16 protein-coding genes are annotated in these 15,901 nt (G+C 71.5%); 5 read left to right on the top strand and 11 right to left on the bottom strand.

Translation table 11 applies throughout. The features are described from left to right. Positions 1 to 203: 203 nt before the first annotated feature. Together M1E25_RS13900 and M1E25_RS13895 are read right to left on the bottom strand one after the other, a co-directional pair. The gene (locus M1E25_RS13900; RefSeq protein ID WP_251415005.1) at positions 204 to 704 is read right to left on the bottom strand and encodes an inorganic diphosphatase; all 501 of its coding nucleotides are present in this window, start codon (positions 702 to 704) and stop codon (positions 204 to 206) included. Between the two features lie 264 nt (positions 705 to 968). Next, entirely contained in the window at positions 969 to 1,175 is a 207-nt protein-coding gene (locus M1E25_RS13895) for a DUF2180 family protein (RefSeq protein ID WP_251415002.1), read from the bottom strand. Positions 1,176 to 1,971: 796 nt separating this feature from the next. Here M1E25_RS13895 and M1E25_RS13890 point away from each other — a divergent pair. Beyond that, positions 1,972 to 3,177, top strand: a complete 1,206-nt coding sequence (locus M1E25_RS13890) for an acyltransferase family protein (RefSeq protein WP_251414999.1) — start codon at positions 1,972 to 1,974, stop codon at positions 3,175 to 3,177. A 214-nt stretch (positions 3,178 to 3,391) separates the two neighbouring features. Here the strand turns inward: M1E25_RS13890 and M1E25_RS13885 are convergent, their stop codons facing one another. Beyond that, positions 3,392 to 5,200 carry a chloride channel protein gene (locus tag M1E25_RS13885; protein ID WP_251414996.1) on the bottom strand — a complete coding sequence of 603 codons (1,809 nt, stop codon included), beginning with the start codon at positions 5,198 to 5,200 and terminating at the stop codon, positions 3,392 to 3,394. A gap of 115 nt (positions 5,201 to 5,315) precedes the next feature. Between M1E25_RS13885 and M1E25_RS13880 the strand changes: the two genes are divergently transcribed. Then, positions 5,316 to 5,834, top strand: a complete 519-nt coding sequence (locus tag M1E25_RS13880) for a MarR family winged helix-turn-helix transcriptional regulator (protein ID WP_251414993.1) — start codon at positions 5,316 to 5,318, stop codon at positions 5,832 to 5,834. Positions 5,835 to 6,131: 297 nt separating this feature from the next. Here the strand turns inward: M1E25_RS13880 and M1E25_RS13875 are convergent, their stop codons facing one another. From M1E25_RS13875 to M1E25_RS13840, 8 genes are all read right to left on the bottom strand, one after another. Continuing rightward, positions 6,132 to 6,497: a hypothetical protein gene (locus M1E25_RS13875; RefSeq protein ID WP_251414990.1), complete on the bottom strand. Its 366-nt coding sequence runs from the start codon at positions 6,495 to 6,497 to the stop codon at positions 6,132 to 6,134. Next, positions 6,494 to 8,233, bottom strand: coding sequence for an aa3-type cytochrome oxidase subunit I (gene ctaD / locus M1E25_RS13870; protein WP_251414987.1), 1,740 nt, complete (start codon positions 8,231 to 8,233; stop codon positions 6,494 to 6,496). The genes M1E25_RS13875 and ctaD overlap by 4 nt, the downstream gene beginning before the upstream one ends. Positions 8,234 to 8,476: 243 nt before the next feature. Continuing rightward, positions 8,477 to 9,496, bottom strand: coding sequence for a PP2C family protein-serine/threonine phosphatase (locus tag M1E25_RS13865; protein WP_251415358.1), 1,020 nt, complete (start codon positions 9,494 to 9,496; stop codon positions 8,477 to 8,479). A gap of 376 nt (positions 9,497 to 9,872) precedes the next feature. Further along, positions 9,873 to 10,736, bottom strand: a complete 864-nt coding sequence (locus M1E25_RS13860) for a cytochrome c biogenesis CcdA family protein (protein ID WP_251414984.1) — start codon at positions 10,734 to 10,736, stop codon at positions 9,873 to 9,875. After that, the gene (locus tag M1E25_RS13855) at positions 10,733 to 11,467 is read right to left on the bottom strand and encodes a DsbA family protein (protein WP_251414981.1); all 735 of its coding nucleotides are present in this window, start codon (positions 11,465 to 11,467) and stop codon (positions 10,733 to 10,735) included. Before M1E25_RS13855 ends, M1E25_RS13860 begins: the two co-directional genes overlap by 4 nt. 48 nt (positions 11,468 to 11,515) lie before the next feature. Continuing rightward, positions 11,516 to 12,031 (bottom strand): hypothetical protein, encoded by a 516-nt coding sequence (locus tag M1E25_RS13850; protein ID WP_251414980.1) that lies wholly within the window; start codon positions 12,029 to 12,031, stop codon positions 11,516 to 11,518. Positions 12,032 to 12,083: 52 nt separating this feature from the next. Continuing rightward, a complete protein-coding gene (locus tag M1E25_RS13845; RefSeq protein ID WP_251414978.1) occupies positions 12,084 to 12,485 on the bottom strand; it encodes a hypothetical protein in 402 nt (133 codons plus the stop codon). Between the two features lie 334 nt (positions 12,486 to 12,819). Then, positions 12,820 to 13,086, bottom strand: coding sequence for a metal-sensitive transcriptional regulator (locus M1E25_RS13840; protein WP_251414976.1), 267 nt, complete (start codon positions 13,084 to 13,086; stop codon positions 12,820 to 12,822). Positions 13,087 to 13,233: 147 nt separating this feature from the next. On the opposite strand from M1E25_RS13840, the gene M1E25_RS13835 reads away from it, so the two are divergent. Genes M1E25_RS13835 through M1E25_RS13825 form a run of 3 tightly spaced genes read left to right on the top strand, consistent with a single transcriptional unit; the run spans position 13,234 to position 15,791 of the window. Further along, on the top strand, positions 13,234 to 14,595 hold the full coding sequence (locus tag M1E25_RS13835) for an MBL fold metallo-hydrolase (RefSeq protein WP_251414974.1): 1,362 nt from the start codon (positions 13,234 to 13,236) through the stop codon (positions 14,593 to 14,595). A gap of 51 nt (positions 14,596 to 14,646) precedes the next feature. After that, positions 14,647 to 15,039, top strand: a complete 393-nt coding sequence (locus M1E25_RS13830; RefSeq protein WP_251414972.1) for a rhodanese-like domain-containing protein — start codon at positions 14,647 to 14,649, stop codon at positions 15,037 to 15,039. Continuing rightward, entirely contained in the window at positions 15,036 to 15,791 is a 756-nt protein-coding gene (locus M1E25_RS13825) for a sulfite exporter TauE/SafE family protein (RefSeq protein WP_251414970.1), read from the top strand. The genes M1E25_RS13830 and M1E25_RS13825 overlap by 4 nt, the downstream gene beginning before the upstream one ends. The last annotated feature ends 110 nt before the right edge of the window (positions 15,792 to 15,901 follow it).

Below are 15,901 nucleotides of genomic sequence, written 5' to 3'. Positions count from 1 at the left end.
CTCTTGCCACGGCCTTTCACCCATACCACTCCCCACTCGCAGGGCGTCGGCCGTTCCCGGCGGACGCACCTCGACGCAAGCAGGGACCGTTGGCGGCAGCGCTGCCGCGGTTGGGTGCGGCGGGCCCCACCGCCGCGCGGCGAACGGATCACCGCAGACGCCCAGAGTACCGAGCCCTCCTTGTACGGTGCCTGGCCGACCGCTCACCCCGGATGCCCCGCCGGACCCGCCGCGCGGCTGCGGGAGGCCTCGATCTCGCCGTAGGCCCGTTCCCGGCCCTCCCAGTGCGACCCCTCGACCGATTTTCCGGGTTCGAGGTCCTTGTAGACCTCGAAGAAATGGGTGATCTCCAGCCGGTCGAACTCGCTCACGTCCGTGATGTCCTGGACCGCCGCATAGCGCGGGTCGTGGGAGGGGAAGCAGAGGACCTTCTCGTCGGGGCCCTTCTCGTCCCGCATGACGAACATGCCGATGGCCCGGCACCGGATGGTGCAGCCGGGGAACGTCGGCTCGCCGACCGTGACCAGCGCATCCAGCGGGTCCCCGTCCCGGCCGAGGGTGTGGTCGATGTAGCCGTAGTCCGCCGGGTACTGGGTCGAGGTGAAGAGCAGCCGGTCCAGCCGGATCCGGTGCTGCTCGTGGTCCATCTCGTACTTGTTGCGGGAGCCCTGGGGGATCTCCACGATCACGTCGAACGGTTCCATCGTGTCCTCCTGGCCGGGAGTGCCGTGCCGTGGCCGCGGCCGTGCGCGAACGGCCCGGGGCCCCCGAGCGAGGCCGGGTGCACCGCGGGGGTACGGGCCCGGGACGTCTTCCGGGTGCCCCGGCCGGTGCCGGTCAATCGGCTTCCTGACCGGGGGCGGGAGGTGGTCCCGGCAGCCGACGACCCGGGCGTCGGTGATCGCAACCGTCCCCGATCCGGGTGGGGGGCTGCCCCGGCCCGGAGAGCCGGACAGCCCCCCACCCGCTCACAGCCGGGTTTCCGCTGCTGTGCAGGTGCCGCAGGTGATGCGGCGAGCGGAGCGGGGGAGGGTGGCCACCCCCGTGCCGGAGATGCGGTGGAGGGTCTCGGGTCGGCTGTGGGCGTGGTCGCCGCAGATGCCGGCTCCGCATGTGCGGCAGGCGGCGACGGCGGTGGTGTCACTTCCGGTGGCGTGGCAGTCGTAGCAGTTCATCGCTGGTGTTCCCTTCTCGTCGGGCGCGCCCGGGTGCCGCACGGAGGTCCTCGGACAGGGCGGCGAGGAGTGTGCGGCGTGCCGACGCCGGGCGAGCGTTCCGGAAGGAACTTCGGCAGCGGACGAGGCCGGCTTCACCGGGGGCACCTCCTCGGGGCGTGCGCTCCTGACCCGTGGTCAGGGTCCGTCAGCCACCGAGGGGCGGTTCGGGCCTGAGCGGCCCAGGCGGGATCCATCGCCTGAACTCGAGTGAACAGCAGCGCGGTTCAGCGGTCGAGGTGGTGCACGGCCACGTCACGGCGGATGGCGCAACCGCCGGGCCGGCGCGGCCCGCCGGGCGGAAGCGAACATGATCACGACATCTTGGCGGTCGCCCGTTCGGCGGATGTCGTCGACCGTCATCGCCGATGGAGTCGTCATTCGAAAGAGGCCGGTGGGCCTTCCGGGTGACGACTTCGTCACATCGTCACGTCCGGGGCGGGAGAGGCACGTCACGGAGTGCCGTCGGTCCCGGATGCGGCTCGCGGACGCCGGGACGGCACGGTTCCGTCCCGTCGCGTCGGGCATGCCGGGGGACGGGACCGCAGCGCACCGACGACAGGCGAGCCGGAGTCGTGTGATCCCCGGAGCGGAATGCGGCACTCGGTGCCGGGCGGTCGGGATCCCCGTCGGGCGGAACGAATTTTTCACGCGCAGGAGATCACTACTAGGGTGCCCGGGTGCCGTCACGAGCCCAACATCGCGGTCGTGCATCGACATCAATTCGTTCATCCACCCATACCTGGCGAGGGTGCCCATGACGAGTGCCTCACTTCACAGCCGGAAGTCCCCGGAGAGTCAGCCGGCCGGAGACGCGTCCGCACGGAACGAGGAAAGAGGCGGTAACGCCGAGAACAGCAGGGCCGGATCACCGGAGACGGGCAGACCCAAGGAACGGGACCCCTTCTTCGACAATGCCAAGTACCTGGCGATCGCCCTCGTCGCCTGCGGTCACGCGTGGGAACCGCTGAGGGACGGAAGCCGCACCGCTGCCGCGCTCTACATCTTCGTCTACGCCTTTCACATGCCGGCGTTCATCATCATCTCCGGCTACTTCTCGCGCAGCTTCACCGCGAGGCCGGCTCAGCTGAAGCGCCTGATCACGGGCGTTGCGGTGCCGTACATCATCTTCGAGGTGGCGTACACGCTGTTCAAACGGGTGGCGAACGACGACCCCACGTATCCGATCAGCCTTCTCGATCCGTGGTATCTCACCTGGTTCCTGGTCGCGCTGGTCGTCTGGCGGCTGTCCACACCGTTGTGGAAAATCGCCCGGTGGCCCGTTCCGCTCGCGCTGGCGATTGCCGTACTCGCCGCAGTGTCACCGGACATCGGTGACGATCTCGATCTGCAGCGCGTGCTGCAGTTCATGCCGTTCTTCGTCCTCGGTCTCGTACTGAAGCCCGAGCATTTTCAGCTGCTGCGCCGCCGCGAGGCCAAACTCCTCTCCCTGCCGGTGATTTCCGGCGCGCTGCTCTTCGCCTACTGGGCCGCGCCGCGCATGAACGCCGCCTGGTTCTACAAGCGCGACAGCGCCCAGGAACTCGGCGCCCCGGCCTGGACCGGCGGACTCATGACGCTCGCCCTCTTCGGTTGCTCGACGCTTCTGGCCGCGTGCTTCTTCGTCTGGGTGCCGAAGCGGACCATGTGGTTCACCGCACTCGGCGCAGGCACCCTGTACGGCTATCTGCTGCACGGTTTCCTCGCCAAGGGCTCGCGGTTCTGGGACTGGTACGAGCTGCCGTGGCTGCACACGGCCGACGGCATGATCGCCCTGACGGTCTTCGCGGCCGCCTTGGTGACGTCCCTGTGCACCCCGCCCGTCCAGCGGATGTTCCGGTTCGCGATGGAGCCCAGGATGGAGTGGGCCTTCCGGAAGGACCCCGCCGGGACGGCCCGCAGCCGCACGGCGGACGACGTCCGCCCGGATGCGCAGCGGACTCCGGTACCGGCCGGCCGCTGAGAGCCGGTCCCGTCGGTCGTTCACGGCCCTCCCCGAGCGCTCACCACCGCGCTCCGGGAGGGCCGGGTCATGTGTGGACGGGTCCCCGGCCGGCCGGGCCGGGCATGCGGGAGCCCCGGCGCCCTGCTGTCCCCGGAAGGCAGCGGAGGACGCCGGAGGTCGCAGGCACTGCGCCGGGAGCGCGCGCCCGACCCGCCGCTCGGGTGCCGAACTCTCAGGCCGGCGCGGGCGGATGGACGGCGCGCAGCGCGCTCTGGTGGGTGAGCCAGCCGACCAGGCGGGTCCGGTCCGCGTCGAGTACGGGCAAACCGGTGCCCGGGGCGGCGACCAGCGCGTGCAGTGCGGTGGCCAGTGCCATGTCGGCGGTGACCGGGGTGGGGAGTTCCGCCAGTTCGCCGGCGGTCTCAGGGGGCGCCGGCCCGTCCCCGGGACTCTCGGCGAGTGCCTCCGCCACTGATCGCGCCGTCAGGGTCCCCAGGTAGCGGCCGTCGGAGTCGAGCACCGGCAGAACCCCGTGCTCGGACAGGCTCAGGAGAGGCGCCGCCTCGTCGAGGGCGGTGAATGCCGGGAGCGTCGGGGGCAGACCCTCCATCACGGACGACACCGTGCGAGAGCCGAGGCGCGCGCGGGGCGCCGGCCCGGCCAGGTCGATGCCGCGGCGGCGGAGCTTGAGGGTGTAGACGGTGTCGCGCGACAGCAGACGGCTGGTCAGGGTGGCCGTGACGATGGCGAGCATGAGCGGCAGGATGATCGAGTACTGCCCGGTCAACTCGAACAGGATGACCACCGCGGTGATGGGCGCGCGCGAGGACCCGGCGAACACCGCCCCCATGCCGACCAGTGCGTAGGCGCCGACCGCGCCCGCCGTGCCGGGCAGCAGGCCGTGCACGGTCGACCCGAAGGCCGCCCCGAGCATTGCGCCGATGAACAGACTCGGGGCGAACACGCCGCCGGAGCCGCCGATGCCGATGGTGAGGGCGGTGGCCAGGATCTTGCCGGCGAGCAGCAGGAGCAGGAACACGGCGACGTAGTCCCCCCGGGTCGCCTTCTCCAGCACCGGGTAGCCGACGCCGTACATCTCCGGGAGGACGAGCAGCAGCAGCCCGAGCAGCAGGCCGCCCACGGCGGGCCGGAGCCACTCCGGGCCGCGCCAGGCCCAGTCGCAGGCGTCCTCGACGGCGTAGAGGACGCGGGTGAATCCGACCCCGACGAGTCCGGCGACGATGCCGAGCAGGGCGAACAGCAGGTATTGCGCGACGTGGTCGACGTGGAAGGCGGGCAGGGTCAGGAAGGCGGTGTCGCCGAAGGCGGCGCGGCCGATGACGGAGGCGGACACCGAGGCCAGGACGACGGCGCCGAACGCGTCGACGGCGAAGTCGCTGAGGATCAGCTCCATGGCGAAGAAGACCCCGGCCAGCGGGGCGTTGAAGGTGGCGGCGATCCCTCCGGCCGCGCCGCACGCGACCAGCAGCCGCATCCGGCCCTCGGCGACCGCGACCATGCGTCCGAGGGTGGAGCCGAGTGCTGAGCCGATCTGCACGATCGGGCCCTCCCGGCCCACCGATCCTCCGGAGCCGATGCACAGGGCCGATGCCAGGGCCTTGACGACGGAGACGTTGGGGTTGATGCGTCCGCCGCGCTGGGCCACCGCGAGCATCACCTCGGGGACGCCGTGGCCGCGGGCCTCCTTGGCGAAGCGGTCGACGAGCGGGCCGTACAGCAGCCCGCCCAGCACCGGGGCCAGCACGACGAAGTACGGGCCGAGTCCGGGAACGTGCGGGTTGGCGGCGTGACCGGCGCCTGCGTAGTCGGCGTGGCCGGAGAACAGGCGGGTGAACGTCTCGATCAGCCACCGGAAGGCGATCGAGCCGAGCCCGGCTCCGGCACCGACCGTCAGGGCGAGGACCGTCAGTCCCCAGGGGGCTTCGCGGATCCCGGTCGCCAGGGAGGACCTGCCGGTGCGGACGCGCACCGTGCCGCCGCCCGCGGTCGTCCCGGCCGCGGTCCTCGTTCCGCCGTCCATGCGTGTGCCTCCATGCCTCTGCGCCGACTCCATTGCACTGTGCAAAGGTTACGCCCTGCCGATTCCTGTCCGGGTGGCCGGTCCGGGGCGCGGGTCTCCGGGGTAGAAAGAGGCTGTGGCTGAGCGAGTGGGCGCCCCCGGGGGTGCGGAGGACGTGGATGCGGTGACCCGCGCGGTACTGACCGCTTCCCGGCTGCTGGTGGCGGTCTCGGCGCGATCGCTCGCCGCGGTCCAGGACGCGGTGACGCTGCATCAGTTCCGGCTGCTGGTGGTGCTGTCCGCTCAGGGGCCGGTCAAACTGGTGAAGGTCGCCGAGCACCTCGGAGTGAACCCGTCCACCGCGATGCGGATGGTCGACCGGCTGGTGTCCACCGGGTTCGTCGAACGCCGGCCCAACCCCGACGACCGGCGCGAGACGCTGCTGGGACTCACGCCGGACGGCCGCCGGATCGTCGACGAGACCACGTCCCGGAGGCGGGACGAGATCGCGCGGATCGTCGCCCGCATGGCCCCCGACCGGCGGGCGGCACTCGTCGACGCCCTGGCGGCCTTCGCCGCGGCGGGCGGCGAGCCGGCCGTCGACGCGAAGGACCTGTATCCGCTGGGCTGGGCCGATCCGGCTCCAGGGCACTGACCCGGCCCGGCTCCCGGGGACCGACCCGGCCCGGACCCCGGAACGCACGTGCTCGTCGACGGGAGGTGTTCGCGGACCGGACCGTTGCGGTCAGGGCGGCACGGTCGGGGGCGCGCCCGGCGCCCGGCCGCTGCCTGCGCCGCATGCGGTGCCCGGACACCCCAGCGCCCGACTGCCACGGACGCTGCGGGCCGGCCCCGGGATCGTGACGGCTCCGGCAGGCCACGGCCGCCGCATCTGCCGGGACCGCTGTGCGGTCCGGCCGGTTCCTCGCGCCTGCCCTGCCACCCCCGGGCGTCACACCCCGAGCCGGGCGAACGGCACGGTGCACACGCAGAGTGCGGATGCGCTCAGTACGAGGACGGCACCGGTGCAGAGCAGGCGCCGTCGCAGTTCTGCGTAGCGGTCGCCGTATTCTCCGCGCAGTTCCCGGCACCGCTTCTCGATGGCTCGCAGCTTCTCGCGCGTGACCTCCATGTGGTCCTCCGTGTAGAGCCGCACCACCTCGTCGTGCTGGGCACGCGTCAACCACGGCATCCGGCGCGCGAAAGCCTCCGCCCGGGCCCGGGCGGAGGACCGTTCGGCGTGACACAGCAGGTACCCCTCCAGCTTGGCCAGGCCCTGCGCGAAGTCGTCCGTCCCCTCCTCGGGGCGCCCCCTCATTCCTCGTCCCGGTCCTGCATCGGCGGGGCCGTCCCTTCGCCGGGCTCGACGACGTCCCGGTGGGGCGCGTTCGCGATCCGGTCCAGCTCCGCCACTTCGGGGTGGTGCAGGTCGAACGCCGGGGACTCGGAACGGACCCGGGGGATGGTGACGAAGTTGTGCCGGGGAGGCGGGCACGAGGTCGCCCACTCGAGCGAGCGGCCGTAGCCCCACGGGTCGTCGAGCTCCACCTTGCGGCCGTACTGCGCGGTTCTCCACACGTTGTAGCCGAAGGGGAGCACCGAGAGTCCGAGAAGGAAGGACCCGATGGTGGAGAAGGTGTTGAGGGCGGTGAAGCCGTCGGCGGCAAGGTAGTCCGCGTACCGGCGGGGCATGCCCTCGGCGCCCAGCCAGTGCTGGACCAGGAACGTGGTGTGGAAGCCGATGAACAGCGTCCAGAAGTGGATCTTGCCGAGCCGCTCGTCGAGCATCTTGCCGGTGAACTTCGGCCACCAGAAGTAGAAGCCGGCGAACATCGCGAAGACGACGGTTCCGAAGACGGTGTAGTGGAAGTGCGCCACCACGAAGTACGAGTCGGATACGTGGAAGTCCATCGGCGGCGAGGCGAGGAGGACGCCGGTCAGGCCCCCGAAGAGAAAGGTGACGAGGAAACCGACCGACCACAGCATGGGGGTCTCGAAGCTGATGCTTCCCTTCCACATGGTGCCGATCCAGTTGAAGAACTTCACCCCCGTCGGTACGGCGATCAGGAACGACATGAAGGAGAAGAACGGCAGCAGGACGGCACCTGTGACGAACATGTGGTGCGCCCACACGGTGATGGACAGTCCGGCGATGGCGATGGTGGCGGCGATCAGACCGATGTAGCCGAAGACGGGCTTGCGCGAGAACACCGGCAGGATCTCGGTGATGATGCCGAAGAACGGCAGCGCGATGATGTACACCTCGGGGTGGCCGAAGAACCAGAACAGGTGCTGCCACAGCAGGGGGCCGCCGTTCGCGGGGTCGAAGACGTGCGCCCCGAATTTCCGGTCCGCCTCCAGGACGAGCAGCGCGGCGGCCAGCACCGGGAAGGCGAGCAGCACCAGCACACCGGTGAGCAGCACGTTCCAGGTGAAGATCGGCATGCGGAACATCGTCATGCCCGGTGCGCGCATGCAGATGATCGTGGTGATGAAGTTGACCGAGCCGAGGATCGTTCCGAATCCGGAGAAGGCCAGACCCATGATCCACATGTCGCCCCCGATGCCCGGCGAACGCACTCCGTCGGACAGCGGGGTGTAGGCGGTCCAGCCGAAGTCGGCCGCGCCCTGCGGGGTGAGGAAGGCACCCACCGCGATCAGCGAACCGAACAGGTAGAGCCAGTAGGCGAACATGTTCAGCCGCGGGAACGCCACGTCGGGCGCGCCGATCTGCAGCGGCATGATCCAGTTCGCGAAGCCGGCGAACAGCGGCGTCGCGAACATCAGCAGCATGACCGTGCCGTGCATCGTGAACGCCTGGTTGTACTGCTCGTTCGACACGATCTGGAGGCCGGGTCGCGCGAGTTCGGCCCGCAGAGCCAGCGCGAGTACGCCTCCCCCCAGGAAGAAGGCGAACGAGGTCACGAGGTAGAGCGTGCCGATGGTCTTGTGATCGGTGGTGGTCAGCCAGTCGACGACGATCTGTCCGGGCCGGGGCCTTCCTCCGACGTGCTCCTTCGCCGGAGCGCTGACAGCATCCTCCGCAGTGGTCATACGGCACCCACCTCCGATGGCGCGCGGCCCCCTCACCCGCGGTCCGTCGTGATCAGCTGAACGCCCCCGGCGACGACCGTACCGACATCGGTGTCGCGAGCCGGGGAGATCGGCGAATGACACGAGCGACGACGGAACCCGCGGGGCAACCGGGTGCCGAAACCCTCCTCGATGCGGAGGGGACGTCGGCCGCGCACGCGCGCCGAGTCGATGGCTGTGCCCGGCGGGGTGTGTTCCCGGCGGTCAGCCGGACGCGGCGGGTGGGCCGGGCGTGCGGTAGCGCAGCAGCAGCATCGCCGCGTCGTCGTGGCCGGGACCTTGCAGGTGCTCCGCCAGGTCCCGCCGGATCGCGTCCAGCGCGATCTCGGGGTCGGGATCCTTCAGGAGGAAGGCCCGGTGGTCGAGCGGATAGAAGCGGCCCGCGTCATCGCGCGCCTCGGCGACGCCGTCGGTGTAGAAGAGGATCTGGTCGCCGGGAGCGAAGTCCGACGTGTGGCCGACGGGCGGCTCGGCGCCGTGGGCCGCGAGGCCGAGGGGGAGGGCACGCTCCGGAGGCACGAGGTAGTCGACGGTGCCGTCGGGCCGGACGCGCAGCGGGGCCGGGTGACCGTAGTTCAGCAGGGTGATGCTCGGACCCGCGGCTTCGGCGAGTACGGCCGTCACGAACATCTCCCCCGACAGGTGCCGGGCCAGCGCGCGCTCGAGCCGTTCGCCGACGGCCGTCAGGTCCGGCTCGTCGTAGGCGGCCTCCCGGAAGGCGCCGAGGACGACCGCCGCCGTCTCCACGGCGTCGAGTCCCTTGCCCTGGACGTCGCCGATGATGGCGCGTACGCCGTGCCGCGAGGCCACGACCTCGTAGAGGTCCCCGCCGATGCGGGCGTCGGCGACCGCGGAGGTGTAGGAGACGGCGATGCGCAACGGTCCGGCGTACTTCGGTACCGGGCGCAGGAGGACCCGTTGCGCGACCTCGGCGATGGTGCGGACGCCGGCGAGCTCGGCCTCGCGCCGCTGTCGCATCCGGGCCGCCACCAGACCGGCCACCGTCACGCCGGCGACGGACGCCATGGCCGAGAACCCCCGCTTCTGCACGAACAGCCCGTTGTAGAAGCCGAGCCCCACGCAGAGGGCCAGCGCGCAGGCGCCGACGACCGCCGTGCGCCGCCACCCGCCGACCAGCCCGGAGAAGGCAGGCCCCAGCGAGACGAGTGCCAGGAGTCCGGCGCCGGGTCCGCTGGCGATGTCCATGACCGCCACCAGCGTCATGGCCACGAACGGCAGGACGGCCAGCACTCTCGCGCTCGGGTCGGGCTGTTCGGCCAAGGTGCGCTCCGGCTCGCTGCGTGGGCTGCTTCACGGCCCGGGCGAGTGGCGCGACGTTGCCTCGGGCTTCGATCGTGCTCCCGTTCCGTGACCGGATGTACGGAGATGCAACGTGCGCTCCGTCGAGGAGGGTTCCGGCGATGTGCGGGATTTCCACGAGCCTACGCAGGGGGCTTTCACCCGGCGGGGGCGGCCGGGGGCTTGTTACCGAATCGAAGCGGCATCGGGACGGTGCCCGTATCCGGATCCGGGTCGGCCGCCCGGAGTCCCGGGGGCGGGCGGAGGTGCCGGGGCGGCCTCGGCCGCCCCGGCACGGGGATCAGCCTTCCGCTCGCGTCGGCGCCTCCTCGTCACGGCGCGGTTTCCGGACGGAGCGCCGGAACGCGACGGCGCCGGCGGTGAGGAGGGCCGCCACCGCCGGCAAGCCGAGCAGAAGGGCGTCCGGCACCGCCCCGCCGGCCCGGGTGATCACCTCCTCCAGGGCGAACTCGGTCTCGACGCTCAGCAGTCCCGGGAGCGCCGAGGTGCCGTCGAACAGCAGGAAGACGCTGCCGAGCAGGACGAACATGAGTCCGGTGAGCAGTGAGGTGCTGTGCAGGGTCAGCCGTCCCACCGTGACGGGACGGCCGCGCAGCCACCGTCGTGAACCGAGCTCGAAGCGCTTCCACAGCAGGGCCATGACGAAGAGCGGCAGCGTCATGCCGAGGGCGTACACCGCCAGCAGCGTGCCGCCGTACCAGGGGCTGCCGTGCACGGCGGCGATGGTGAGAATGCCCCCGAGAATCGGGCCCGCGCAGAATCCGGCCAGGCCGTAGACCGCGCCCAGTGCGACGACCGACGGGCCCGACCCGGGACGTACCCGGCCCGCTGCCTGTTGCATGCGGCGAGAGCCGAAACCCAGGCCGAGGGCCTGCATGACGCCGAGGGCGATGACGGTCCATCCGCCGACCGCGATCAGCAGGTCACGGTTGCCGTAGAAGAGCCGGCTCGCGAACGAGCCCGCCACGCCGAGGGGAATCAGCGTCACGCACAGGCCGGCGTAGAAGAGCGCGGTCCGGTTCATCAGGCGCACCGGATTGCTGAAGGAGTAGGCGAAGAAGGCCGGCAGCAGCAGTGCGCTGCAGGGACTGAGCAGGGCCAGCAGGCCGCCGAGAAATGCGGCGGCGTAGCCGATGTCGGTCATTCGGCTTCCTCGGCCGCGGCCTTCTCGATGGCTTCGGCGAAGGTCTCCGTCGGTTGGGCGCCGAGGATCGGCTGCCCGTTGACGAGGAAGGCGGGGGTGCTCGTGACGCCGATTTTGTAGCCTTCCTCGCGGTCGCGTTCGACGGCCTTCCGGGCTGCTTCGCCGTTCATGTCCGTGCGGAAGCGCTCCAGGTCGGCGACGCCCGCCTTGCGCGCGTACTCGACGAGCTTCCCGGGGGCGAACTCGCCCGCGTTCCTGCGGCGGGGCTCGGCGTAGAGGGCATCGTGGAACTCCCAGAACCTGCCCTGCTGTCCGGCCGCGTAGCCCGCCCGTGCCGACGTGACGGACTCCTCACCGAACACCGGGAAGTCCCGCCACTCGATCCGCAGGACCCCCTTCTTGACGTATTTCTTGATCAGTTCGGGCTCGGTGTCCCGGGCGAACTTGCCGCAGAAGGGGCACTGGAAGTCGGAGTACTCGACCAGCACGACGGGCGCGTTGCGACGGCCCATGGCGTGTACGTCGTCCTTGTCGCGGCGTGAGAGGTCGGGGCCGGTCTGCTCCCCGGGGGACACGGAGGCCGGCGCGGAATCGGGGCCGGACTCCGAGGTTCGGCCGCCCTCTCCCGTGACGAGGGCGACGAGGCCGGTCAGGAGGCCCGCCAGGACGACGGCGAGCACGATGATGACGAGCCGGCGACGTGACGCGGGCTTCGTGGGCGTGGTGGACATACGGATGCACCTCTCCCTGTGAAGGAGGACGGAAGGTCGTGAGGAAGGTCAGGCCGAGGGGCGCGCCGGGCAGGCGGCCTCGGTCGAGAGCCGGCGCACGGCGGCGAAGGCCATCAGCACGACGGACGCGAGCGCGACGAACGGCTGCAGAGGTGCCCAGATCGTGAGTGCACCGGAGGTGCCGAGGAGCAGCAGCACCAGCTTGTTGCACACGGGGCAGCCCACCGCAAGGAACGACAGCACACCGCCGACGGATCCGGCCTTGGAGAGGGCCGGTTCCGTTTCGCCGCCGGCCGGTCGCCGGACGTAGGTCGCCAGCACCAGGCCGGCCGGCACGGCGGTGAGCGCCAGGACCGGGTAGTTCCACCACTGGACCGGCACGGACCGGCTGAACAGGGGGTTGGGGACGACGTCGGTCGGGATGCCGACGACGAGTGCGGTCAGCAGGGCGCCGAGGCCTGCTGCGGCCCAGCGGGAGGGCGGCCAGGCCGCGAGAGTCGCGGAGGCCAGGCGTAGCGACGTCTGCACGTCACTGGACCCGCGCGATCGGGACGCGAGAATCATGGGTTCATGTCCGTTCTGTTCGGATCGAAAAGGCGCGCGTGAACGGGCGCGTCTAGATCCGCAGAACGGAGAGCTGGGCGAGGTCGGGTGCCGGCGGCGCGGGGCCACCCGGGTGGGGGCGGCCGGCGGGACGCTGCAGAGTGACAGTCTTCGAGGACGCGCGGACGTCGTGCGCTGTGTCCTGGTCCCGGTGGCCGTTGTCGTGCACGGCGGGCTGGGTGGCCGGGACCTGCTTCCCCCCGCAGTGGTCCTTGCCGTCGGGGGCGGACTCGGCCTGGGGAATGTCCGCGGGAGCGTCCACCTGGACGGCGGAGACGGTCCGGGTGCGCTGCCGGTCGTTGTCCGCTGACGCGTGGCCCGGCCCGCAGGCCATGACGAGGAGGGCGGTCAGCAGCAGGAGCAGGGCACGCGCGGGCGCCGCGGCGAACCGCTGCGTGGGGCGCGTGACCGGCATGGCAGAACGAACCTTCCTCGTACCGACAACAAGCGTCACCTTAGACCAGGGAGGTGGCGAGACGAGGAGCGTGGGCGACGTCGTCCCCGATCGGGTGTTTTCGAAGCGAGGACGGGCCCGTCACCCCGGCCCCTGGCCTCGGCCCCACCGAGTCGGCCGTGCGGGAGCCGCCGCTGAAGCAGTGCTCCGCGGGGCCTCTCCCGTGTTCGCGGTCCGCTCTGTGTGTCGGGTGCCCCGGCCTCGTCCCGGGAGCGCTCGCGGCTGCGGCGGCCCCGCTCGCTCACGTCCACTGCCGCCGGGCCCGGCAGCCTCTTCGCCCTCGACGGCCGGAATCTCAGGCCAGGGTGAGGAAGAGCTTCTCGAGTTCCTCCTCGGTCATGGGGGCCTGCGTGCCGTCGGCGCGGTCCAGGCACTGCCGCATGCCGCTCGCGAGAATCTTGAAGCCTGCGCGGTCGAGTGCGCGGGACACGGCGGAGAGCTGAGTCACCACGTCCTTGCAGTCACGTCCCGCCTCGATCATGGCGATGACGCCGGCCAGCTGTCCCTGGGCCCTGCGCAGCCGGTTCAGCACCGGGCCGACCGCCTCGTTGTCGACGACCATCGTGCGCCTCCCTTCTCCCACCCTGCCAAAATACCCCTGTGGGTATATGGACACGATCTCAACTTGTGGAATATACCCCCGGGGGTACGTGTGTTACGTTGATCGAGGATACCCCCTGGGGTACGTGACAGCGAAGGGAGTACGAGCGTGTTCTTCATCGACACGATCGAGCTGGAGGGACTGGGCAACCGCAGCTATCTCGCGGGCGGTACCCGGACGGCAGTGGCGGTCGACCCACCGCGCGACATCGACCAGGTGGTCGGGGCGGCCGCCCGGCGCGGAGTACGCATCACGCACGTGGTGGAGACCCACATCCACAACGACTACGTCACCGGCGGGTTGGAGCTGGCCCGGGTGACGGGAGCGCGCTACCTCGTACCCGCTGCCGCCGATGTCGCCTTCGCCCGTACCCCGGTCACCGACGGCGACACCGCAGACCTCGGCGACGGGCTGACCCTGCGGGCCATGGCCACCCCCGGCCACACGCCGCACCACACCTCCTACGTTCTCGAGGAAGCCGGCCAGGGGGTCGCGGTGTTCACCGGCGGATCGCTGCTGATCGGCAGCGTCGGCCGCCCCGACCTGGTCGACCCGCGTCTGACGGAGCAGCTCGCCCGCGCCCAGTACGACTCGGCGCACCGCCTGGTCGGCGAACTCGACGACGAGGTCCCGGTGCTGCCCACCCACGGATTCGGCAGCTTCTGCTCCTCCTCCCAGGCCGGGGGCGACGCCACCACGATCGGCAAGGAGCGCGCCGGCAACGACGCCTTCGCCAAGGACGTCGACACGTTCGTCGCCGACATGCTGGCCGGGCTGGAGAACGTGCCCGCGTACTACACGCACATGGCACCGCGGAACGCCGAGGGCCCGGCCGGCGTCGATCTCACCCCGCCGCAGCAGGCGGACAGCCGTGAGATCGCCCAGCGGCTGGCGGCCGGTGAGTGGGTCGTCGACCTGCGCAACCGGGTCGCCTTCGCCGAGGGTCACGTGGCCGGCACGTTCAACTTCGAACTCGAGGGCAAGCTGGCCACCTACCTGGCCTGGATGATCCCGTGGGGCAAGCCGGTCACCCTGCTCGCCGACACCGCCGAGCAGATCGCCGCGGCCCAGCGCGAACTGGTGCGGGTCGGCATCGACCGCCCGGCCGCGGCCGCGACCGGAGACCCCCGCGACTGGCTCGAGGACGGCGACGCGCTGCGGTCACTCCCGCGCGCCACGTTCGCCGACCTGGCCGGAACGGACCGCACCGACGTCGTGGTGCTCGACGTCCGGCGGGACTCCGAGCGCGCGGCCGGCTTCATCGCCGGTTCGGTCCACATCCCCGTCCACGAACTGCACAACAGGCTCGGCGAGGTGCCGCCCGGCACCGTCTGGGTGCACTGCGCCGGTGGTATGCGGGCCGGTATCGCGGCATCGCTGCTGGACGCGGTGGGCCGTGACGTGGTCGCCGTCGACGACGGCTTCGACGCCGCAGGAGACGCCGGACTGCGCCTCACCACCGACCGCTGATTCCGACCGCCCCCGGCGGCCACCACACCTGGCACAACTGGAGTGATCCTGATGTTCTCGCGCTTCTTCTCCCGTTCGTCGGACCGCCCGTCCCGTCCCGAGCGGGTCACTGCGGCCGAGGCCCACCAGCGCACCGGCGCGTCCGCACCCGGCAGTCCCGTCCTGCTCGACGTGCGGGACCTGCGGGAGTGGTGGGTCGGGCACGCGCCCGATGCCGTGCACGTCCCGCTCGCGGACCTGCAAGCGGGTACGTCCCTGCCCGAAGCCGCGCAGGGGCGCCCGGTGGTGGCGATCTGCCGCTCGGGAAACCGCTCGCAGAAGGCCGCGACGCTGCTGGCCGAGCGCGGGTTCGACGTGGTCGACGTCAAGGGCGGCATGGAGGCCTGGCAGTCCGCGGGCCTGCCCGTCGTCGACGGCCGCGGTGGACGCGGCGTGGTGGCGTGACCGCGCTGATCCTCGCGCTCGTCGCAGGTGCGGTGGTGGGTCTGGCGCTCGGCGGCCTCGGCGGCGGCGGCAGCGTGCTGGCCGTCCCCGCACTGATCTACCTGCTGCACTTCAGCCCGGTGGCCGCGACGACGGCGAGCCTGCTGATCGTCACCGCGACCTCGCTGACCGCGCTGGTCACCCACACCCGGGCGGGGAACGTCCGCTGGAAACAGGGAGCCGCCTTCGCGGCGGCCGGCCTGATCCCGGCCGCGCTGGCCGGGGCCGCCGCCGCCCGGCTGCCGCAGGGGGTCCTGACGGCCGCATTCGCCGTGCTCGCCGGCGTCGTCGCCGTGACGATGCTGCGTCCGCGGCCCGCGGCCGAGTCCGAAGAGGCTGCGCGCCCGGCCCGTCCCGGTCCGGCGGCGGTCACGGGGGCGGGACTGGGCGGCGTGACCGGCCTGCTGGGTGTGGGCGGCGGTTTCCTCGTCGTGCCGGCCCTGGTGAACGTGCTGGGGTTCCGCATGCGGGCCGCCATCGGCACCAGCCTGCTGGTGATCGCGGTCAACTCTCTGGCCGCTCTGACTGCCCGGGGAGACAGTTTCGGCGGGCTGGACTGGGCGGTCGTCGCCCCGTTCACCGCAGCGGCCGTCCTCGGCGCATGGGACGGCAAGCGGCTGGCCGCCAAGGTGTCGGGCACCGTGCTGCAGCGCGCTTTCGCGGTCGCCCTGCTTGCCGTGGCCGTGTTCATGCTGGTGGACGCGGTGATGTGAGGCTTTCCGACGGCGGCCGGCCGCGCCGCGAACGGCCGCCCCGGACACCCGGCCCTCGCCCGCGAGCCCTCGTGGGCCGCACCGGACCCATGCTCCCCAACCCCGAACCC

The organism is Streptomyces meridianus, from assembly GCF_023703325.1.
Lineage (GTDB): Bacteria > Actinomycetota > Actinomycetes > Streptomycetales > Streptomycetaceae > Streptomyces > Streptomyces meridianus.
The sequence above is the reverse complement of the archived record's forward strand: the minus strand, read 5'-3'. Positions and strand labels throughout refer to the sequence as shown.